Genomic DNA, 21,602 nt, shown 5'->3' with positions numbered 1-21,602 from the left:
CGACCCCTACTGGCGGCTCTGCCCCATCCGCGAGAGCAGGATCACCGGCAATATTCCGATCACGACGATGGCGAGCGCGGCGATGGAGGCCTCCTCATAGGTGCCCCTTGCGGCCTCGCCGTAAAGATGTGTGGCGAATGTCTCGACGTTGAGCGGCCGCAGCAGAAGGGTCGCCGGCAGTTCCTTGACGCAATCGACGAAGACCAGGAGGCCGGCCGCCGTGATCGCCGCTTTCGACAGTGGCAGATGGACATGGCGGAATGTGCCGCCTGCCGATTGGCCAAGCACGCGGGAAGCATGGTCGAATGACATCGGGATCCGCTGTAGTCCGGCATCGATCCCGCCTGCCGAGATGGCGAGGAACCGCACGGTATAGGCATAGAGCAAGGCCGCACCCGAACCGATAAACAGCAGGCCCGTCGATACGCCGAACCAGGCACTTGCCGTGCGATCGATGAAGCCGTCGAAAGTGGCAAGAACGATGAGCACGCCGATCGCAACCACCGTGCCCGGTGCCGCATAACCAAGCGTTGAAAGCCGCTGCAGCCAGGCCGTCGCAGCGCCCGGCCGCAGGCGGCTGGCATAGGCAATGAGCAGCCCACAAAGGACAGTTGCGATCGTCGCGGCGGAGGCGAGCACGATAGTGTTGAACGCTTCGGTCAAGAAGCGTGGCGACAGCCCGGCAAATTCGATCCGTTTCCACGCTTCTGTCACCAGATAGAGTGCGGGCGCGCCAAAGCCGATGAGGATCGGCAAAAGGCCTGCGAACAGGAGGACAAAGCCTTTTCCCTTAGATACCCGGCGCGGCTCGAAGGCGCGGTTGCGCTGGGCGCCGCTCGAATAGCGCTGCCTGCCCCTCGCCCATTTCTCCAAGGCCACCAGCGCCATCACGACGATGAGCAGCGAGAGGGCGATCTGCGATGCGCCCGGCAGATCGGAGCGGGTAACCCAGGTCGTGTAGATCGAGACGGTCAGCGTCCGCACACCGAGGAATTCCGAGGCACCGATATCGTTGAGGGTTTCCATCAGCGCCAAGCTGACCCCGACGGCGACCGCCGGCCGGGCAAGCGGCAGGGCGACATGCCAGAAGGCGGCGCGGCGCGAGATACCGAGCGTGCGCGACGCATCGATCAGATTGGCCGACTGCGTCAGGAACATCGCCCGTGTCGGAATATAGACATAGGGATAGAGCACGAAACCGAGAAGCAGGATGCAGCCCGTCATCGAACGCACATCCGGCAGGCGGAATTCGCGCGGGCTGGAATAGCCGAGCATCCAGCGGATGGCCCCCTGCACCGAGCCGATCGGGTGGAGGATATCGAGATAGGCATAGGCGATGATATAGGTGGGGACTGCCAGCGGCAGCAGCAGCGCCCATTCGAGCATCCGGCGGCCGGGAAAGGCATAGGCCGTGACCAGCCAGGCCGTGGATGTTCCCAGAATGGCGGTGATCAGACCGACGCCGGCCAAAAGGATAGCCGTATCAGCGAGCGCCACCAGCAAGATGGTCGAGACGAGATGGGACCAGAGCCCGGCAGACCCTTGCAGCGCCTGCAGCAAAAGCGCGATGATGGGCAGCATGACCAGACAGGCGACAAAGCCGGCGCCAAACAGCCAGCGGGCTCCGGCGCGGCCTCTGTGCCAGCTTCGCGCAGCGCTGATCATCGGCTGAAATCCATCGTTCGGGCGGAAGAAATGGCGCCCGCGATCAAGCGGGCGCCAAAAGTCCTTTAGTTGTCGAAGCCGACCTTGTCGACCAGTTCGCTCGCCTGCTTGCGGTGGCTGACGATTTCCGTGAGCGGCTTTAGATCGATCTTCAGCTCGCCGAACGAGGCCACGATCGGATCGACTGCAGCACCAGCCTTAACCGGATATTCGAAATTGGCTTCAGCAAAAATCTTCTGGGCGTCGCCGGAGACCAGATATTCCAGAAGCTTCACGGCCTCGGCCTTGTTGGGCGCGTTCTTGGCCACGGCAGCGCCGCTGATGTTCACCTGCGTTCCGCCGTCCTTGAATGTCGGCAGCACGACCTTGATGGCATCGCCCCACGCCACCTGCTCTTCGCCACCCTTGCCCGAGCGCATCAGGCCGACATAATAGGAGTTTGCCACGGCAATATCGCAAATGCCGCCGAGAATATCCTTGGCGCCATCGCGGTCGCCACCGGCAGCCTTGCGGGCGAGGTTATCCTTCAGACCCGTCAGCCATGTTTCTGTGGCATCAGCGCCATAATGGGCGATATGATCGGCAAACAGCGCGGTGTTATAGGGATGCTGGCCGGAGCGAATGCAGATCTTGCCCTTCCATTTCGGATCCGCCAGGTCTTCATAGTTGAAGGCCGTCAGGTCCAGATCCTTGGCGGCGTAGATGACGCGGGCGCGCATCGACAAGGCAAACCAATGGCCCTTTTCATCGCGCAGCTGCGCAGGGATCGATTCCGTCAGAACGGTGGATTCGATCGGCTGGGTAATGCCCTTTTCAACGAGATCGATGAGGTTTCCGGCATCGACGGTCATCAGGATGTCGGCCGGCGAGCTTGCGCCTTCTGTGGCGACGCGCTCGGCCAGACCGTCCTTCATGAACACCGTGTTGACCTTGGTGCCGGTCGCGACAGTGAAGGAATCGAGCAGCGGCTGGATGAGGCCCGGTTCGCGGGTTGTGTAGATGTTGAGTTCGGCCGCCGAGGCAGTGCCCGCAGCAAGCAGCAATGACGCCGTGAAAACTGTGGATTTTGCGATGCGTGACGTATTCATAAGTGCCTCCAGATGAACAATGCACCGCTGTCGAGCATTATTTGATCAAAACAGTCAAGTTTACCTGGAGGACTTTACCGTAAACCGTCTTTGCCGCAGTGCGTGCACTCAAGCGTTCGAAAACACCAGCCAGCTATTGGGCAAAACCGACAGGTTGACCGTTTGCGTCTTCGGCGGCAAGCGGTGCATGGTGCGGACCTGCAATACCTGGTCAAGACCATCGACGGCGATTGCGAGTTGCTCGACTTCGCCGAGGAATGTGCGGCTTTCCACCTGCCCCGAAAGCGTGCCCGGACCGGGTGCGACCGAAATGCCCTGCGGACGGATATACACTGTGGCTGGCATTCCATCGCGGCCATCGAGCATCTGGCCAAAGCGGCCGATCGCCGTTTCGATCTGGCCGTTGGTATAGACACCGGAAATCCTGTTGAAGGCGCAGAAGAACTCGGCGGCATAGGGAGATACAGGCCGATCGTGCAGATCGTAACCGGATCCCGCCTGGACGATCCGGCCGTCCTTCATCAACACCACCCGGTCGCCGGCCGAAAGCGCTTCTTCCGGATCGTGGGTGACCATGATCACGGTGGTGCCAAGGCTTTTCAGGAGAGACAGGGTTTCATCGCGAACCTTTTCGCGCAATCCCCGGTCAAGATTGGAAAACGGCTCGTCCATCAGCAGAATGTCCGGCTGGGGAGCGAGCGCGCGGGCAAGCGCCACACGCTGCTGCTCGCCACCCGACAGCATGTGCGGATAGCGCCCCTTGAGATGGGCAATGCCGATATGCGCGATCACGTCTTCGGTTCTGGCGGCAGCCTCCGGTTTCGGACGGCGTTTCAGGCCGAACAGGATATTCTGCTCGACGGTCAGATGCGGAAAAAGGGCATAGTCCTGGAACACGAAACCGATTTTGCGGTCTTCCGGCTCGACGAAGCGGGAGGGGCCTGAAACCTCCTCGCCGTTCAACACGATACGGCCGCCATCGACACGGTCCACCCCGGCAATCATGCGCAGCAAGGTCGATTTTCCGCAGCCGGACTGGCCGACAAGGCAGATGATCTCGCCGGACGCGATCGTCAGCGACACTGAATCAAGCGCGACGGTTGCGCCAAAACTGCGGCTGACATTGTGGAGTTCAAGTGTCCGATTCTGGGCGTGTGGTGTCAAAATCCGCTCCTCTCGATGCGGCAGATGGCATCCTGCCGGGGCAGGTGCGACTCAAGCATTGGAGCCCGTTTATCCGGATGTTTTATGAAAAAGACAATCAACCCGCTGCAGGTCACGGCGATCTCCAGGAGCAGGGGCTTTGGCTGGAACGTCCGGCTTGCCTCTGGCTGGCGGGAGAATGATCAAATTCTGCAGGAAATCATCGGCGCGGGCGGTCGCGGAAGGGCAACACGCCCGGATCGGGGTTACGCGTCTGGCCGCAGCCCCGCCGTCAAAACGGCGGGTAGCGGCAATTGCCTTAGACTTCGGTGCCCAGCAGCGCGGCCACGGAGACCTGCAGGGCTGCGGCAATTCTTCTCAACTTGGCCGGATCGGCATCGCTGCCATCTTCGATGGCTGCAATCTCGGTATTCGCCAGTCCGCAGGTTACGGCAAGATCTTCAATGCTGTAACCGGCCGATTCACGATGGGCTTTCACCTGAGAGCCAACGGTGCCGCCGGCAATGGCCTCAAGGCCAAGATTGTCGAAATTATTGAGTACAATAGACATGAAAGTCTCCTGTTGTGCGTGAATAGAACGTCTGCGTTTTTCGTTCCCCGTTTTTATGCCTGACTGCAAAAATACGAATTCCTTTTATTGCTGCGGTGCGGCATCGACAAGCGATTAATGCTGCACCCGCTTTATGAGGCACATCAATGATTTCAGCCGCAACCTGCCAAATTTCCAAGAATTCAAATAAAATCAACAAAATGCGACCATCTTCTCATGAAAATGGTCCGGTTATTTCAAAATACGAAATCCGTCAGCGATGGTCTCAAGCGGTGCTGATCGCACATCCACATCGGTCACCGAAGCACCGGGAGGTCCAATCCGGCAACGCTCCAGCATGGCTTTGACCGCAAACCCAGGTCCGCATATCAATGCCGCGACCGAGCCATCCGCTTCGTTTCGGACCCAGCCCGACAGGCCAAGCCTCTGTGCCTGGCCCCGCGTCCAAAACCGGAAACCGACACCCTGGACACGTCCGGCTATGCGAACCAGCACCGCTTCGGCCTCATCCATCATGCCTCTCCCTCACCGCCGGTCACATCAATCTGGTGCGGGCATCAAAGATTGCAAGCCTGTTTTCCATTGCAGCGATCCCCTGCTATGGGAGAGCGGCGCCTGCGTGGGACACTCAGCATTTAACCCGACTGCAACAATGGAAATCGATATGGACACCGTGGAAATCAATGGCCGCAGCGACTTTGCTCTCTGGGCGATCCAGCGGGCGCAGGAAATCGTCATGGCTGAGGGCGCGGCTCTGGCTCTGGCTGCCCGTGACATGAACGAGGACGCCCTTCAGGAACATGGCGCGGCTCTCGGCAAGGCAATTGCGGATGCGATGCTCGAGGTCTTTGACGGCTTGATGGCCGAGTAAAAATACGGGCGCTTGAACAGTCACGGATGGTTGTGGATAATCACGATCGATTTGGGGAATGGCGATAGAGGGGTGACGTTTTTGGAAACTGGTCATGACACGAGCCGGCTCGAGATGGTCGTGCTGATGACGCCCGACATGGCCAATTTCAGTGGCAAGGTGCATGGCGGCGCGCTGCTCAATCTTCTTGATCGGGTCGCCTTTTCCTGCGCCTCGCGCTTCTCGCAGGAATATGCCGTGACCCTGTCGGTCGATCAGGTCGTCTTCCGCCAGCCGATCCATGTCGGCGAACTCGTCACCTTTCGCGCCTCGATCAACTATGCCGGCCGCACATCGATGGAGGTCGGCATCCGGGTCGAGGCGGAAACCATCCGCACCGGCGAGCGGCGGCACACCAATTCCTGTTATTTCACGATGGTGGCGGTGGACGCCGACGGCCGTCCGACCAATGTTCCCGCCTATAGCCCGACGACCGGCGTCGCCAAGCGCCGCGAACGTGCCGCGCAGGTGCGGCGCAGTTTGAGACGCGAATTCGAAGAGCGGTTCAAGGCTGCGGGCGCCGAAGCCGAAGAATGATTTCGGCGAGCCTCTGTCATTGACGCGCTTGCCGGGCTGGTATCAGGCGAGATCGTCCAGCGTGTAGGCGCGGATATAGTCGATCTTCATGTCCGAACCATTGGGCAGACCGTCTGACGGCGCGCCCGCCATGCCGCCGACGGCAAGATTGACGATCATGTACATCGGCTTATGCATATCCGACGGCGTATCAGTGCGCGCGACCGCGACATCATCGATATACCAGACGATCTCATCTTCCTGCCACAGGACACCGTAGGTGTGGAAACCTTCCGTTTCGGAGACGCTGACTGCAGTAGCAACGGATGTCTGCTTTCCGGTTTCGTTGGAGTGAACCGTGACATGCACGGTATTGGGGTCCTGGCCGCGCATCTCCACGACATCCAGTTCCGGCGGCCAGGAGCCATCTTCCGGAAGCAGCCAGAACGCCGGCCACACGCCCTTTTCATCCGGCATGTCGGCACGGATTTCGAAATAGCCATAGGTCTGGGAAAAGGATGCATGCGTGGTCAGCATGCCCGACGTGTAGGCATGGCCCCCGACCTCTGCCTTGAGCGCATCAGGCGTTTTCTCTGCCGTTATCGTCAACACGCCATTGCTGACGGAAAACGGATTGCTGGCCGATGTCGGCGCGTAGCGGGGATTGACATACCATTGCAATTCGCCATTGCCGGACAAGGTCGCGCCTTTCTCCGGCGCCCACCAGTATTTGGCCTCCCAGACACCCTGCGTGCCGTTGATCAGTTGCAGCGCGTTGAAATTGTCGCTGAAGGTCTGCGTCAGTGCGGAACGGTCGAGGCTCAACTCGAACTGGCTGGCGCTGAGGTCCGTCTTGGTCGTATCGGCAAAGACAAGGCTTTCGCCATCACCGAGATCGAGTCTCAGATGCGCGCCTTCCTGTTTTGCATGGGCGAGAACCTGATCGAAGGAGGTCAGCGAATAGCCGTCCAGGCGGACAATATCGGCGGCTTCAAAATCGGTGATCAGATCGCTGCCATTCCCCTTGGCGAAAATGAACGTGTCTGCGCCTGCACCCCCGGTCAGCACATCATTGCCGCCGCCGCCGTCCAGCGTCTGCCGGCCCGAGCCGCCCTTGATGATATTGTCGGCGGCGTTTCCGAAGGCATAGCGCAGATTGCCGGTGACCGTCAGGTTTTCGAAATTGTCCGGCAGGGTATAGCTCATCCAGGTGCTGATCGTATCGATCCCCTGGCCCGCCGCCTCGTAGGCGCGGTTGATCGCCGAATAGAGGTAGTAGATATCGTCGCCGGTGCCGCCGCTCATCGTGACGTTGACGGCGCTGTCGCCCCACATCGAATCATGGCCGGCCGTGCCCTTCAGCGCCGGGCCAGATCCGGTTGCGGAGAAAAACCCGGTCGAACTATCGCTATAGTAGAGGGTTTGCCCAAGGGCATTCAAAACGGTCTTGCGCATGATCATCTCCTGTCCGGCTGGCCAGGGCATCGTGAAACGAGATCGATGCCGCAGTGCACACAGGGTACAACGGGCCAGCAGATCCACCCATGATGGATCGGGATGAGGCGCATGAAACCGTCAAGCTGCGTTAATACGCAGACAAGCGGTCCCGTTCTGGGTCAGCTATGGCCAGATTTGGAACAGCAGGGTCAGCTTCTGCCCTTTTCAGGAATACGCGAGAAGGCGGCAAGCACGGTGCGTTCCGACTGGAGAAGGTAGCTTTCCAGCGCGGCTGCCGCGTCTTGCGTCGCGCCGGCATTCAGCTTTTCAAGGATGCTGGCGTTGAGCTCGATATAGGGCTCGTGCAGAAGTTCGGGGCTGTCGAGAAGCCCGAAACTCAGACGCAGCTCTGCCGCGATCTGCAGATAGAAAGCGTTCAGCCGTTCGCTGTCGGCGAGATCGACGATCGCTGCATGAAAGACCATGTTGGCGCTGCCGACCGTGCCCCAATCGCTGCGGAGGCTGGCTGCACGCGCCTCTTCGACGGCGGCACGCATGCGGGCGACCGCCGGATGTTTCGGATAGGCCTGCGCCAGCGCCCGGCACTCGATAAGGCGGCGCACGCGGTAGATATCGATGATCGAGGCCATGCTGGGGATTTCAACGAAGACGCCGCGATTGGGCTCATGCCGCAACAGGCCTTCCTTGGTCAAAAGCCGGAACGCTTCGCGCAGCGAATTGCGGGACACCTGCAGATCGCTGCTCAATTTGACTTCCGACAGGCGTTGACCGGGCTTGAGTTCGCCGGCGATCAACTTGTTGCGGATCGCCTCCGCCAACCGGGGCGCAAGTGCGGATATGGTGTCCTGCTCAGTCATGCACGTCCTTCATTCGAAGCGATAAGCACCGTGTGTGACGGATATCTTGGATTCCCCCGCTTGGAAATGGGGTCTGGGCCGAACACGTCGGCAGGCATATGTTTTGCGGCAGGAAGAGCAGCCTCCGGAATGATTATTCCAATAGGCGGGCCGTACCGGGGGACATTGAACCGGGACACAAGAACCTTTGAAGGCACGGAAATCTCCATCAAGGCGGCACTTCAGGTCTTGAGGCAAATATGAAAAGCTCAACATTTCAACAGTGTGATAGAACGATAAAATAATAATCGTTGAACAATATTGACAGAATTGTGAAATGCGGCGACGGTATGGCAGTCAAGATCATTGACGAGGCCTGCCGGGGAATGCGCAGGCGGATAATCAGAGAGAGGGTTCATGGAACAGTCACCGATTTCACCCGCCAATGGCGCGCCGCCAAAGGCGCCCATGTCCGCCAAATCGCGGCGTGCCGCGCTCGTCGCTGCCATCTTCCTGATGGCGACATCGGCCATCGGTCCAGGCTTCATCACCCAGACGGCCACGTTCACAAGTCAGCTCGGCGCTGCCTTCGCCTTTGCGATTCTTGCCTCCATCCTCATCGATTTCGTCGTGCAGCTGAACATCTGGCGGATCGTGACGCTGACGAAGATGCGCGCATCCGACATTGCCAATGCGGCCATTCCGGGCACCGGTTACCTGCTCGCCGTCCTCGTCATCGTCGGCGGGCTGTTCTTCAACATCGGCAATATCGGCGGCTCCGGTCTTGGCCTCAACGCCATGATCGGCCTTGATGCAAAATGGGGCGGGGCAATCAGTGCACTGATCGCCATCGGCATTTTCAGCTCCAAACGGGCCGGCCTTGCCATCGACCGCCTGATCGTCGTCGCCGGCGTCCTGATGATCCTCCTGACGCTCTATGTCGCGATCGTCTCGGGCCCGCCGGTCGGCGATGCGCTGTTCCAGACCTTCCTCCCCTCCACCATCGATTTTGCCACGATCACCACCATCGTCGGCGGCACGGTCGGCGGCTACATCACCTATTCCGGCGCACATCGCCTGCTCGACAAGGGCACCGTCGGCATCGAGAATCTCGGCGCCGTCAACCGTGCGGCACTGACGGGCATCGCCGTCACCGGCCTGATGCGCTACGTGCTGTTCCTTGCCATTCTCGGCGTGGTCGCCAGCGGCGTCGTCATCGACGTGTCGGGCAAGGGTGCCAATCCTGCGGCACAAGCCTTCCAGGCAGCGGCAGGCGAGACCGGCTACCGCATCTTCGGTGCCGTTCTGTGGTTTGCCGCCATCACCTCGGTGATCGGCGCCGCCTATACGTCGGTATCGTTCATCACCGTCTTCAAGAAGGACATCAGCGAGCGCGCCCGCAATATCGCGACCGTGATCTTCATCGCCGTCTCGCTGTTCTTCTACGTGATCATCACCACGCCACCGGCGCAGATGCTGATCTTCGTTGGCGGCCTGAACGGCCTGATCCTGCCGATCGGCCTGTCGATCTTCATCTATGCCGCCTGGGCACGGTCCGACCTCATGGGCGGTTACCGCTATCCGCGCTGGCTGCTGGTACTCGGTGTGCTGGCTTGCGCACTCACCTGGTACATGGGCTACAAGTCGATCGGCCCGATTTTCGCCCTGCTGACGCCGGCCGCCTGAGGAGGATAGACAATGACTGCCATCGATCTGAACAGCGATCTCGGCGAAAGCTACGGCGCCTGGCGCATGGGCGAAGACGAAACGATGCTGGGCATCGTCTCGAGCGCCAATGTGGCCTGCGGCTTCCATGCCGGCGATCCCGCCGGCATCTGGAAGACCGTCAAGGCGGCGGCCGGCAAAGGTGTTTCGATCGGGGCGCATGTCTCCTATCCCGATCGCGTCGGCTTTGGCCGGCGCGACCTCGATGTGACGAGCGGCGAACTGATTGCCGACGTCATCTACCAGATCGGCGCGCTGAAGGGCATGGCGGCTTCAGCCGGCGTTGCAGTCGGCTATGTCAAGCCGCATGGCGCGCTTTACAACCGGATCGCCCATGACCCGATACAGGGACAGGCGGTCATCGACGCCATCAAGGCGATCGATCCGTCGCTGGTGCTGATGGGCCTTGCCAATGCGCCGATCCTGAAACTTGCCCAGGCATCCGGCCTGAAAACCGTTGCCGAGGCCTTTGCCGATCGCGCCTATACGCCGGACGGACAATTGGTCTCGCGCCGCGAACAGGGCGCCGTCCTACACGATACGCAACTGATCGCCCGCCGCATGCTGCAGCTTGCCCGCCAGGGCACGCTGGAGGCAATCGACGGCTCGACCATCACGATCGCAGCGCAATCGATCTGCGTCCATGGCGACAGCCCGGGCGCCGTTACCATCGCGCAGGAAATCCGCCGGGCCTTCGAGGCAGACGGCATTTCCGTCCGGTCGTTTCTAACAGCCTGACGGACATTCTGGGAGGAATAGAATGATTGCCATAGACCACCTGCGCCATGTGAATACCGGACAGGCGCGCATCGCCCGCGAGCGCTACCGCGCTGGCAGCATCGAGCCGACATCGGGCGTCGCGCCCGGCTTTACGCAAGCCAACATGATCGTTTTGCCGCGCGATTGGGCCTTTGATTTCCTGCTCTATGCGCAGCGCAATCCGAAGGCCTGCCCGGTGCTTGACGTCTCCGATCCCGGCTCGCACACGACCCTGCTGGCGCCAGGTGCCGACCTGCGCACCGATATCCCGCTCTACCGCATCTGGCGCGACGGCAAGCTTGCCGAGGAAACGGCGGACGCACGCGCAGCCTGGGCAGAGCATCCCGATCTTGTCAGCTTCCTGATCGGCTGCAGCTTTACCTTCGAGACACCGATGGTGGAGGCAGGCATCGAAATCCGCCATATCACTGACCGATCCAATGTGCCGATGTACCTGACCAACCGGCCATGCCGCCCGGCCGGGCGCCTGCACGGCAATATGGTCGTATCGATGCGGCCGATCCCGGCGTCGCGCGTTGCCGATGCGGCGACGATTTCCGGCCGCTTCCCGTCCGTGCATGGCGCGCCCGTGCATATCGGCGCGCCGGAAGAACTCGGCATCAAGGACTTAGCCAGGCCTGAATTTGGCGATCCCGTGCGCATCGAGCCCGGTGAAATCCCGGTCTTCTGGGCCTGCGGCGTCACCCCGCAGGCAGCCGTCATGGCATCCGGTGTACCGTTTGCCATCACCCATGCACCGGGACATATGTTCATCACCGATATCCCCGATTCCGCCTATCACGCCTGAGGTTCCGATGCGTTTTCTACCCGTCAGCCTGACAGTCCTGCTTGTCGAACTCGCCGATCTCGATGAGACGCTGGCGCTGTTTGCCTCGCTTCAAGCCGATCCGGTCGATGGCATCGAAGACATGGTGCCCGCCGCCCGCACCCTGATGATCCGTTTCCGCCCGGAGCGGCTGACGGCCGAGAAGCTTTGCGGCGCCATCGCGACCCGCGATCTCTCCGCCCGTATTGCGCCGTCGGACACATGCGTTGAAATCCCCGTCCATTATGACGGCGAGGATCTGGCGGATGTCGCCGAACTCACCGGCCTTTCGGTCGACGAGGTCATCCGCCGCCACACCGCAAGCGAATTCACCGTCGCCTTCTGCGGCTTTGCTCCGGGCTTTGGCTATCTTGTCGGCGGCGATCCCAAACTTCAGGTGCCGCGCCGGCAGAGCCCGCGCACGAAAATCCCCGCCGGCTCCGTCGCGCTGGCCGGTGCCTTTTCCGGCGTTTACCCGCAGGCAAGCCCCGGCGGCTGGCAGATCATCGGCACGACGCCGGAAAAGATGTGGGACCTGTCCCGCGATCCGCCAGCTTTGTTCCAGCCGGGTTACCGGGTGCGCTTTACCGATCTTTCGAAAAGCAAGTCCGTTGTCTCGGTGGGCACGGCCAAGAGCGCTGCAGCGCCCGCAACGGTCCAGACAGCCGGTGCGCTGACGCTAAAGGTGCTCGCAGCCCCGATGCCCGCGCTATTTCAGGATACCGGCCGCTTCGGCCAGACGGGCCAGGGGGTTTCGGCCTCCGGCGCGCTGGACATCGGTGCGCTCAAGGCCGCCAACCGGGTTGTTGGGAATCCTGTTGATTTCGCCTGTCTCGAAATTACGCTCGGCGGCTTTTCCTTCGAAATCAACGGCCGCGCCGTGCTAGGGATAACCGGCGCGCCCTGCCCCATTCAGGTGCGCGACGCTTCCGGGCGTGTCCAGACGGCCGGAACCTACCGGCCGATTTCGCTTGAGCCGGGTGATGTCGTCACGCTCGGCCATGCGCCGAAGGGCATGCGCAGCTATCTCGCAATGCGCGGTGGTTTTGCGGTTACGCCGGTGCTTGGCAGCGCCTCCACCGATACGCTCGCCATCGTCGGGCCGGACCCGGTCACGGCCGGCACGGTGCTGACGATCCAGAGCGGAACAAAAGACTTGGTGCCCGTCTCGTTGACAGAAGCACCGGCCTTCGATCACCCGGCGTCCGGTGAAACGGTGGTGCTCGATGTGGTGATGGGACCGCGCAGCGACTGGTTTACGCAGGCTGGCATCGACACGCTGTCCGGGCAGCTCTGGACGATGACGCCGCAGTCAAACCGCGTCGGCATCCGCCTCGCCGGTGACGTGCCACTAGAGCGCAAAGACAAGGCGGAGCTGCCGAGCGAAGGCACGGCGACCGGGGCCATCCAGGTGCCGCATAGCGGCCAGCCGGTGCTGTTCCTTGCCGACCATCCGCTGACCGGCGGCTATCCCGTGATCGGCAATGTCGCCGAATATCATTTCGATCTCGCCGGCCAGATTCCGGTCAATGCAAAGATACGCTTCCGGCCCGTGGGGGCTTTCGCCGACATCAAGCCCGTCAAGGCCTGAGATCGCGATACCCGCCGGACAAAGACAATGAGGATAGACCCGATGAAAAAAGTGCTGATTGCCAATCGTGGCGAAATCGCCGTCCGCATCATCCGCGCCTGCCGCGACTACGGCATCGCCTCGGTTGCGGTTTATGCCGATCCGGACATGGATGCGCTGTTCGTGCGCCTGGCCGACGAGGCCTATGGTCTCTCCGGCAGCCGCCCGGCGGAAACTTATCTCGACATCGAAAAGCTGATCGGCATCGCCAAACGCTCCGGCGCCGATGCCGTGCATCCGGGGTACGGCTTCCTGTCCGAGCGGGCGGAGTTTGCCCGCGCCGTCATCGATGCCGGCCTGATCTGGATCGGCCCCGATCCGCATGTCATCGAAGCGCTCGGCGACAAGGTGCAGGCGCGGCGGATCGCTACCAGCGTCGGCGCCCCCCTGGTTGCCGGCAGCGATGGTCCGGTCGAGACGGCAGCGGAAGTGATCGCATTTGCCGAGCAACATGGCCTGCCGGTGGCAATCAAGGCGGCCCATGGCGGCGGCGGACGCGGCCTGAAGGTCGCCTGGAAGATGGAGGATGTGGCCGATCTCTACGCATCGGCCGTGCGCGAGGCGGAAGCTGCATTTGGCCGTGGCGAATGTTTTCTCGAACGCTTCCTTGACCGGCCGCGCCATATAGAGGCGCAGGTTCTGGCCGATAAACATGGCAATGTGCTGGTGCTCGGCACCCGCGACTGCTCGCTGCAGCGCCGCAACCAGAAGCTTGTCGAAGAGGCGCCGGCGCCGTTTCTCTCAGACACCCAGCGGCATGAAATCCATGATGCAGCCAGGCGCATCTGCGCCGCCGCCGGCTATTCCGGCGCCGGTACGGTGGAATTCCTGCTCGGCGTCGACGGCACGATCTCCTTCCTAGAGGTCAATACCCGCCTTCAGGTGGAGCACCCCGTCACCGAAGAAACGACCGGTATCGACCTGGTGATCGAACAGTTCCGCATCGCCGACGGCCTGCCGCTACTGGTGACCGAGACGCCCGCACCCCGCGGCCATTCGATCGAATTCCGCATCAATGCCGAAGATCCCGGCCGCGGCTTCCTGCCGACGCCGGGCACGATCACCACATTCGAGGCACCGTCCGGACCGGGCGTTCGGCTCGACAGCGGCGTCGTCACCGGCTCGACCATTCCCGGCACATTCGATTCGCTGATGGCCAAGCTGATCGTGACCGGGGCAACCCGCGAACAGGCGCTCACCCGCGCCCGCCGGGCGCTCAAGGAGTTCAGGATCGAGGGCGTAGCGACCGTGCTGCCGTTCCACCGCGCCGCCATGGAGGCCGCCGATTTTATTGGTGACGACGGCTTCAAGGTGCATACGCGTTGGATCGAAACCGATTTCGCCGACCGCCTTGCCGCTGACGCACGGCCCGATCCGGGCGCCGATACATCTCTCATCCGCACCCATGTCGAGATCGACGGCAAGCGCCATGCGCTGGGTATTCCCGCCGCACTTCTGGCCGGTCTCGGCGGCCTGAACGCACCGACAGGCGATGCCGGAAGCACGGAGACGCAAGAAGACTCTTCCACCGTAACAGCGCCCATTTCCGGGACGCTGCAAGCCTGGAAATGCGCCGATGGCGATACCGTGAAAGAGGGCGACCTGCTCGCGGTGATGGAAGCGATGAAGATGGAAACGCAGATCCTATCGGCCCGCTCCGGGACATTGGCGATCAAGGCAGCGGAAGGCGCTTATGTGAATGCCGGAGCGGCGCTTGGCCGTATCGAATAGGTCCCAGTCCAGAAGCCGGCTAGAAAAGTGCTCGCGCCGTGTCACCTCGCGAGCACTTTGCGTTTGGACGTCCGGCCATCAGCGCTTCCGGCCAAAGTCGGCACGGTTGATGCCGTGGCGCTGCAGCTTGTCGTAGAAAGTCTTTCTGGGAATACCCAGCGCCTCGATCGTCAAGCGGACATCGCCATCGCTGGCCGAAAGCGCCTGGCGGATGATATCCGCCTCGTACAGCTCCAGCTTTTCCGGCAGGCTGTTTTGGGTGGAAGTGGAGGGGGTAGCCTGCCATCCGGCAGCTTCGACGCCGAGAACCACACGCTCGGCAAAATGCGACAGCTCGCGCACATTGCCTGGCCAGGCATGGGTGGACAGATATTGCTGCACGCTGCGGGAGATGACCGGAATATTGCGCTTGAAGCGTTCGGCGGCGCGGGCGGCGAAATGGGAAAACAGCAACGGAATATCCTCCCGGCGCTCGCGCAGCGGCGGAATGGAGAGGGTCACGACATTCAGCCGGTAGTATAGATCCTCCCGGAAATCCCCCCTCATGGCCGGATCGCCGAGATCGATTTTGGCGGCGGCAACCACCCGCAAATCGACCGGCCTGACCTCGTTGGTCCCCAGCGGATTGACCTGGCGCGTCTCAAGCACCCTCAGCATCTTGACCTGCGTCGCCGGCAGCATGCTCTCGATCTCGTCGAGAAACAAAGTCCCGCCGCCCGCATGCTCGATGCGCCCGATCCGCCGTTTCTGGGCACCCGTAAAGGCGCCCGCCTCATGGCCGAACAGTTCGCTCTCGATCACCGTTTCGGGCAGCGCGCCGCAGTTCAGGGCGACGAAATTTCCCGACCGCCGCCGGCTCCAATTGTGCAGGAGTTGCGCGACGACCTCCTTGCCGCTCCCGGTTTCGCCGGCCACAAGCACATCGACATCGGTGTCGGCGATATAGCGCAGCGTCTGCCTCAGACTCTCCATCGCCGGTGTCTGGCCAATCAGCGGCAGGCTGTCGCTGGCTGTCTGCGCTGATTGCCGCAATGCCCGATTTTCCATGACAAGCCGGCGCTTTTCCACGGCGCGGCGGGCGCTTTGCACCAGCCTGTCGGCAGCAAACGGCTTGGCGATAAAATCATAGGCGCCAGCCTGGATGGCCTGCACGGCCATCGGGATATCCCCATGACCGGTCACCAGGATCACCGGGAGATCGGCGTCCATCCGTGACAACCGTGCGAATAATTCCAGCCCGTCTATATCCGGCATGCGGATATCGGTGATGACGGCGCCGTTGAAATCCACGGATATATCGGCAAGCGCGGTGCGCGCGCTGCTGAAGGCCGAGACGGAAAATCCGGCGAGTTCGAGCGTCTGGATCATTGCCAGCCGCAAATCCTTGTCGTCGTCGATCAGGATGATATTGCCGCCATCCGCCATGCCGCTATGCCTTCTTCAGATGCACTGTGAAACTGGTTCCGGCATCACTGCTGGACACCTCGATCCGGCCGGCGTAATCGGCCACGATGTCTTTTGAAATGACCAGGCCAAGGCCAAGCCCGCTCTCCTTGCTGGTATTGAACGGCGTGAACAGGCTTTGCAGGATTTCCGGCGCGATACCCGGGCCATTGTCGGACACCGTGACGGCGACCGCCTCGCCGGTGACCTCGAACCGCACCTCTACCCGGCCGTCCGTCTTTTTATCGCCAATCGCCTCGAACGCGTTTTGCAGAAGGTTGATCAGCACCTGTTCCAGTCGGATGCGCATGCCCATTACCAGAAGATCGGGCGGCGGCAGCGCGATATCCAGCGTCTCCATGCGTCCGGCAAAACGGCTGCGAAGCAATTGCACGGCGCCTTCGATCACCAGCCTGAGCGAAGTGGGTTCGGCGTCGCGGCGGCCCTTGCGCGAGAGTGCCCGCAATTCGTCGGTGATCACGCCGATGCGCTCCGTCAGCGCGGCGATATTTCCAAGATTGTCTGCAGCAAACGCACCCTGCCCGCGCTCCAGGAATACCCGCGCATTGTCGGCATAGGCGCGGATGGTGGCGACCGGCTGGTTGATTTCATGGGCGACGCCTGCCGCTACCTGGCCAAGGATGGCCAGCCTGTTTGCCTGGACGAGGTCCTGCTGCACCGCCTGCAGGGTCTGTTCCGTATTGCGATGGTCGGTGATCTCCGTTTGCAGGCGGTCGCGCGCCTGGCTCAGGTCTGCGGTTCTCTCCAGGACACGCCGCTCCAGTTCCTCACGCGCCCGAAGTGCCTCGGAGATGCGCAAGGATGCGGCGTGCCGCCGACGGAGCAACAGCGCGCCAGCAGCCAGAACAGGAAGCAGCCCAAGCAAAGCCAGCAGGCGCCCTTCGCGCGTCGCCGCATCAAAAGACGGGGCGGTCTCGACCAGATGCTGCAGGGTCCAGGGCGTTGTGGGTACCGGTGTCTTCAGATCGAGGAACTCGGTGGCTCCGGTGCTTCCCGGCATCACCACCTCGACAAGGTTGCCGCCATCCAGGTCCCCGGCCTGCCGGAACGGCAGCGGGCGCAGCGGCGCCTCGCCGAACTGCAGGCTTTCGCGGATGGCCACAAGTGCATTTGCCGGGATTTCTCCAATGGTCATGAACCGCCAGGACGGGATGCTGGTGATCAAAACGATCCCACGGCGATCCGTCACATAGGTTGGTTTCTGCGACGCCGCCCAAGCCGCCTCCACCGGATCGAATTCCAGCTTGACGACGACGACACCCAGCGGCCCGCTTGCGCCATCGACCCGTTGCGAGATGTAAAGACCGGGCTTCTTGCTGACGCTGCCAAGGGCGAAATGCTCCGCCTTGCCGCTGCTGATCGCCTTTTGGTAGTATTCGCGGAACCGGTAGTCGTTGCCGACAAAACTGTCCGGCTCGCGCCAATTGCTGGCGGCAACCGCCACACCATGCCTGCCGACCACATAGATGACGGCGGCCTGGGTGCCGGCGGCCAGCCCTTCGAGCTTGTGGTTCAATTGATCCAGCGCCGCTCGGTCTTGTGTCACCAGGGCGTCGCCAAGGGCGGTGTCCTGTGCAAGCACCAGCGGAAGCGCCCGCTGTTTCTCAAGAACTGCCCGTAGCAGCGCGGCCTTGAGATCGGCATCCGTGCGCGCCTGCGCTTCCAGCGATACCGTCGCCAGCCTGCGCGCCACCTCACCGCTGACCCACAGGACGAGGATCGCCAGCACAGCCGAAAACACGCCGTAAAGCACCCAGGCGCGCTGCATGCGGCGGGCGGATTCCTGAGCTCGAACGCGGCCTGACACCGGGAAAAAATTCATGGCCAATTTGTGCATAAATTCGCACAAAACACAACGGGAGACGTGCTGATAACCGCACAAAAGATTGTGTTTAGGATGGCGCCTTAGAAAATTTGTCCATATGAATCAATAATTTAAATGGCACCACCGAAACTGGCACGGCACTTGCGAAGATATCCGGATAACGGCACGCCCGTTCAACCATCAGTCACAGGCCCGGGAGGCCGGAATTCGTTCCGGGCGGGTCAAAGGAGGATATCATGATCTCTGTTCCAGCAGACGCAGCCCCGACACCTGCAGTCAAAACTCCCTTTTACCGGCATCTGTACATTCAGGTTCTGGCTGCCATCGCAGCCGGCATTCTTCTCGGCCATTTTTATCCCGAGATCGGCGCACAGCTGAAGCCGCTTGGCGACGCCTTCATCAAGCTCGTCAAGATGATCATCGCACCCGTCATCTTCCTGACCGTGGCAACCGGCATTGCCGGCATGAGCGATCTGCAGAAGGTCGGCCGCGTCGCCGGAAAGGCGATGCTGTACTTCCTGACATTTTCAACGCTCGCCCTCGTTATCGGCCTGATCGTCGCGAATGTCGTTCAGCCGGGTGCCGGCATGCATATCGATCCCGCGTCGCTGGATCCGGCCGCCGTCGCCAACTATGCCGCAAAGGCGCATGAGCAGACGATCACCGGCTTCCTCAGCAACATCATCCCGACCACGATCGTCGGCGCCTTTGCCGATGGCGATATCCTGCAGGTGCTGTTCTTCTCGGTGCTGTTCGGCCTCGCTCTTGCCATGGTCGGCGAAAAGGGTCAGCCGGTCGTCAATTTTCTCAATGCGCTGACCGCTCCGGTCTTCAAGCTCGTCGCCATCCTGATGAAGGCAGCTCCGATCGGTGCCTTCGGCGCCATGGCCTTCACCATCGGCAAATACGGCGTCGGCTCGATCGCCAATCTCGCCATGCTGATCGGGACATTCTATATCACGTCACTGCTGTTCGTTTTCATCGTCCTGGGTGCGGTTGCCCGCTACAACGGCTTTTCGATCATCGCCCTGCTGCGCTATATCAAGGAGGAACTGCTGCTGGTTCTCGGCACCTCCTCTTCGGAAGCCGCACTGCCGGGCCTGATGGACAAGATGGAAAAGGCCGGCTGCAAGCGCTCGGTCGTCGGCCTGGTCATTCCGACGGGATATTCCTTCAATCTTGACGGAACCAATATCTACATGACGCTGGCGGCGCTGTTCATTGCGCAGGCGACCGATATCCAGCTGTCCTTTGCCGATCAGATCCTGCTGCTGCTCGTCGCGATGTTGAGCTCCAAGGGTGCTGCGGGGATCACCGGCGCCGGCTTCATCACGCTGGCGGCCACGCTCTCGGTCGTGCCTGCCGTTCCCGTCGCCGGCATGGCGCTCATCCTCGGCATCGACCGCTTCATGTCAGAATGCCGGGCACTGACCAATCTCGTCGGCAATGCCGTCGCAACCATCGTGGTTGCCCGCTGGGAAAACGAGCTGGACAAAGATCAACTGGCACAGGCGCTGCAGGGAAACCAGGGACAAGCACCGGCCATCGGCAACCTGCAGCCTGCCGAATAAAGCCTATCATAGTGTGAAAATCGAAATGCGGTCCGTGTCTCACGGGCCGCATTTGCTTGTGCGCAGGGCTGCGCCGTCTCGACCAGCCTTCGTCAACGGCGCTGATGCGCAACAGAGACACCGGCTGCATTTTCTCTTCGGCCTCGCTGCCTTAACCCTGCATTTACCATGATGAGCGTCACTGGTGGACAGGAGTTCCTGCGCCGCACAATCGCCCCATCCCGGCGATCAAAGCGTTGAAGTTGCTCGCGAAGGGATTGAGACCATGAAAACGGACAAAGGAATAACGCTCGCCGTCATCGTCGTCACGATCGTTGCGATGTTCACATTGAATTTCGCGATGACCCGTTATGGCACGCCAGCCATGGCCGACGGCGTCTCTGGCGAAATCACGTCGTCTATACCGAAATAATCCGGCCCCGAGGACTGCGGCCGCCCGCTGAGCGCCTTTATGCAGACAGCGTCCGGGAACTTTCTATCCTTCAGCAGTGTTTCTCCCGTGAGGAGAAATACGATGGACGAAAATAGTCTGCCCCTTGACACGATAATCTTACAAACCCACGCTTTGATGCCGGATGCGTGGCATTCAAGCTTTGTTTCCGCTCACGACGGCAGCGCTCCGTCGCGCATCTCTGGAATCAGTCCTTCCGGTAATCAGTCATGACGGCGCGCAACGTTTTGCTCATACTGCTCACGGCATTCTTCTTGACCGCGCTCCTCCTGATCCACAACGCCTTTTACCGGCCCGTCCCGACCAGTTCCATCGAGCCGCCTGCCAAGACCAATGGCGAAATACGCTCCTACAGTTAAGCCGCGTTGCTCAGTTGGAACTTTGAGGGTTGCGACAGCGTTTTGTGGCTTGAGGAGACACATAATGATCAGCGTAACGTGGATCTTAGCACTGGTGGCTGCGCTTGCAGTCTTTGGTATTGCCATTGGCTACGGCATTTTCAGTCAAAGGCGGTTTAACTCGAAAATGAACCCGACACAGCAGGACCGTATCGACGAAATGTCCTGGCGTGAAAACCTGCTTGATCAGTAGAACCGCCAAGAGTTCATTTGATCAAATTGTGTTACCGCCAACGCTCATTTTGCGGCGTAAAGCGACCGCGACCGTTCCAGATGCTTTAGCACCGCCTGTTCCGCCGCATCCGGATCGCCAGCTTTTAGACAGATGATAATTTCCTCGTGCTCGGCCAGGGTGAACTTTTCCTTGCCGGTCCAGATCAGCATTTCCGTGTGATATTCCTTCAGCCAGGCCAGCATCGCGTCGCTGACGGCGACATAGATCGGGTTGCGCGAAATCCGGGCAATGCGTGTGTGAAATTCCATATCAGCGGCAATGAAGGCTTCCGCGTCGCCAAGCGATGCCCGCTGCTTGTCGAGAATGTCGCTGAGATCGGCAATATCTTTGGAATCGCCTTTGATCGCCGCCTCACGCGCCATGCCGCGCTCGAAGAAGATGCGGGCGCTTTTCAGATGCTCCAGCGTATCCGACGACTTGGCGAGCATCATCTTTGCGGTCATGTCCATCTGGCGGAAAATGGATTGCGCGGTCAGTTCCAGCACCTTGGCGCGCTCGCCATGCGAAATCGCCACCAGCCCCATGCCGGCCAGCGCCTGCATCGCCTCGCGGATTGCCGGCCGGCCGACGCCAAAGCGCTCCATCAGCTCGCGCTCGGACGGCATCTCGTCGCCGGGCTGTAACTCGCCTGACGTGATCATCGTCTTCAAACGCGCGAAAACTTCGTCAGACAGTTTGCGACGGACGATCTGTTCGGTCTGCTGGCCCATAATGTCTCGCTGGTTACCCTTTGCCATCCTTATGCACCGCTCCCACGGCGAAAGAAATGCGCCCATCCGATTGTAAGGGCACAGTCCACA

At 61.1% G+C, this 21,602-nt stretch carries 20 protein-coding genes; 10 read left to right on the top strand and 10 right to left on the bottom strand.

The genetic code is table 11. The features are described from left to right. Positions 1-6: 6 nt before the first annotated feature. The 5 genes from PYR65_RS22540 to PYR65_RS22520 all read right to left on the bottom strand — a co-directional run bounded on the left by PYR65_RS22540 (position 7) and on the right by PYR65_RS22520 (position 4,983). Entirely contained in the window at positions 7-1,665 is a 1,659-nt protein-coding gene (locus PYR65_RS22540) for an ABC transporter permease (protein WP_407951350.1), read from the bottom strand. Positions 1,666-1,730: 65 nt separating this feature from the next. Beyond that, on the bottom strand, positions 1,731-2,753 hold the full coding sequence (locus PYR65_RS22535; RefSeq protein WP_276121662.1) for a Fe(3+) ABC transporter substrate-binding protein: 1,023 nt from the start codon (positions 2,751-2,753) through the stop codon (positions 1,731-1,733). 108 nt (positions 2,754-2,861) lie between these two features. After that, positions 2,862-3,917, bottom strand: coding sequence for an ABC transporter ATP-binding protein (locus PYR65_RS22530; protein WP_276121661.1), 1,056 nt, complete (start codon positions 3,915-3,917; stop codon positions 2,862-2,864). A gap of 298 nt (positions 3,918-4,215) precedes the next feature. Continuing rightward, positions 4,216-4,467 (bottom strand): helix-turn-helix domain-containing protein, encoded by a 252-nt coding sequence (locus PYR65_RS22525; protein WP_060636726.1) that lies wholly within the window; start codon positions 4,465-4,467, stop codon positions 4,216-4,218. 231 nt (positions 4,468-4,698) lie between these two features. Further along, positions 4,699-4,983, bottom strand: a complete 285-nt coding sequence (locus PYR65_RS22520; RefSeq protein WP_276121660.1) for an acylphosphatase — start codon at positions 4,981-4,983, stop codon at positions 4,699-4,701. 148 nt (positions 4,984-5,131) lie between these two features. On the opposite strand from PYR65_RS22520, the gene PYR65_RS22515 reads away from it, so the two are divergent. Both PYR65_RS22515 and PYR65_RS22510 read left to right on the top strand, forming a co-directional pair. After that, positions 5,132-5,338 carry a hypothetical protein gene (locus tag PYR65_RS22515; RefSeq protein ID WP_060636925.1) on the top strand — a complete coding sequence of 69 codons (207 nt, stop codon included), beginning with the start codon at positions 5,132-5,134 and terminating at the stop codon, positions 5,336-5,338. Positions 5,339-5,452: 114 nt separating this feature from the next. Further along, the gene (locus PYR65_RS22510) at positions 5,453-5,914 is read left to right on the top strand and encodes an acyl-CoA thioesterase (protein ID WP_276121836.1); all 462 of its coding nucleotides are present in this window, start codon (positions 5,453-5,455) and stop codon (positions 5,912-5,914) included. Between the two features lie 42 nt (positions 5,915-5,956). Here PYR65_RS22510 and eglC read toward each other — a convergent pair whose 3' ends face one another. Both eglC and PYR65_RS22500 read right to left on the bottom strand, forming a co-directional pair. Next, positions 5,957-7,348 (bottom strand): endo-1,3-1,4-beta-glycanase EglC, encoded by a 1,392-nt coding sequence (gene eglC / locus PYR65_RS22505; RefSeq protein ID WP_276121659.1) that lies wholly within the window; start codon positions 7,346-7,348, stop codon positions 5,957-5,959. 191 nt (positions 7,349-7,539) lie between these two features. Continuing rightward, the gene (locus PYR65_RS22500) at positions 7,540-8,208 is read right to left on the bottom strand and encodes a GntR family transcriptional regulator (RefSeq protein ID WP_276121658.1); all 669 of its coding nucleotides are present in this window, start codon (positions 8,206-8,208) and stop codon (positions 7,540-7,542) included. A 447-nt stretch (positions 8,209-8,655) separates the two neighbouring features. Here PYR65_RS22500 and PYR65_RS22495 point away from each other — a divergent pair, with 447 nt between their 5' ends. From PYR65_RS22495 to PYR65_RS22475, 5 genes are read left to right on the top strand one after another with little or no spacing between them, the layout of a single operon-like run. Beyond that, entirely contained in the window at positions 8,656-9,873 is a 1,218-nt protein-coding gene (locus tag PYR65_RS22495) for an NRAMP family divalent metal transporter (RefSeq protein WP_276121835.1), read from the top strand. A 12-nt stretch (positions 9,874-9,885) separates the two neighbouring features. After that, positions 9,886-10,650, top strand: a complete 765-nt coding sequence (locus tag PYR65_RS22490) for a LamB/YcsF family protein (protein WP_276121657.1) — start codon at positions 9,886-9,888, stop codon at positions 10,648-10,650. 22 nt (positions 10,651-10,672) lie between these two features. Continuing rightward, positions 10,673-11,479, top strand: a complete 807-nt coding sequence (locus PYR65_RS22485) for a putative hydro-lyase (protein ID WP_276121656.1) — start codon at positions 10,673-10,675, stop codon at positions 11,477-11,479. A gap of 7 nt (positions 11,480-11,486) precedes the next feature. After that, a complete protein-coding gene (locus PYR65_RS22480; RefSeq protein ID WP_276121655.1) occupies positions 11,487-13,088 on the top strand; it encodes a 5-oxoprolinase subunit B/C family protein in 1,602 nt (533 codons plus the stop codon). A gap of 42 nt (positions 13,089-13,130) precedes the next feature. Next, on the top strand, positions 13,131-14,858 hold the full coding sequence (locus PYR65_RS22475) for an acetyl/propionyl/methylcrotonyl-CoA carboxylase subunit alpha (protein ID WP_276121654.1): 1,728 nt from the start codon (positions 13,131-13,133) through the stop codon (positions 14,856-14,858). Between the two features lie 78 nt (positions 14,859-14,936). Here the strand turns inward: PYR65_RS22475 and PYR65_RS22470 are convergent, their stop codons facing one another. Continuing rightward, on the bottom strand, positions 14,937-16,283 hold the full coding sequence (locus PYR65_RS22470) for a sigma-54-dependent transcriptional regulator (protein WP_276121653.1): 1,347 nt from the start codon (positions 16,281-16,283) through the stop codon (positions 14,937-14,939). Between the two features lie 4 nt (positions 16,284-16,287). Beyond that, positions 16,288-18,159: a sensor histidine kinase gene (locus tag PYR65_RS22465; protein ID WP_407951349.1), complete on the bottom strand. Its 1,872-nt coding sequence runs from the start codon at positions 18,157-18,159 to the stop codon at positions 16,288-16,290. 224 nt (positions 18,160-18,383) lie between these two features. On the opposite strand from PYR65_RS22465, the gene PYR65_RS22460 reads away from it, so the two are divergent. The 3 genes from PYR65_RS22460 to PYR65_RS22450 all read left to right on the top strand — a co-directional run bounded on the left by PYR65_RS22460 (position 18,384) and on the right by PYR65_RS22450 (position 20,760). Continuing rightward, a complete protein-coding gene (locus tag PYR65_RS22460; protein ID WP_276121651.1) occupies positions 18,384-19,718 on the top strand; it encodes a dicarboxylate/amino acid:cation symporter in 1,335 nt (444 codons plus the stop codon). 265 nt (positions 19,719-19,983) lie between these two features. Then, entirely contained in the window at positions 19,984-20,130 is a 147-nt protein-coding gene (locus PYR65_RS22455) for a hypothetical protein (protein WP_156383057.1), read from the top strand. 462 nt (positions 20,131-20,592) lie between these two features. Continuing rightward, complete coding sequence (locus tag PYR65_RS22450; protein WP_276121650.1) at positions 20,593-20,760, top strand: hypothetical protein; 168 nt, start codon at positions 20,593-20,595, stop codon at positions 20,758-20,760. Positions 20,761-20,804: 44 nt separating this feature from the next. Here the strand turns inward: PYR65_RS22450 and PYR65_RS22445 are convergent, their stop codons facing one another. Beyond that, on the bottom strand, positions 20,805-21,512 hold the full coding sequence (locus PYR65_RS22445; protein ID WP_276121834.1) for a transcriptional regulator NanR: 708 nt from the start codon (positions 21,510-21,512) through the stop codon (positions 20,805-20,807). Between the last annotated feature and the right edge of the window lie 90 nt (positions 21,513-21,602).

It is taken from the genome of Pararhizobium qamdonense (genome assembly GCF_029277445.1).
Classification (GTDB): domain Bacteria; phylum Pseudomonadota; class Alphaproteobacteria; order Rhizobiales; family Rhizobiaceae; genus Pararhizobium; species Pararhizobium qamdonense.
This window is presented reverse-complemented; position numbering and strand designations above follow the sequence as displayed.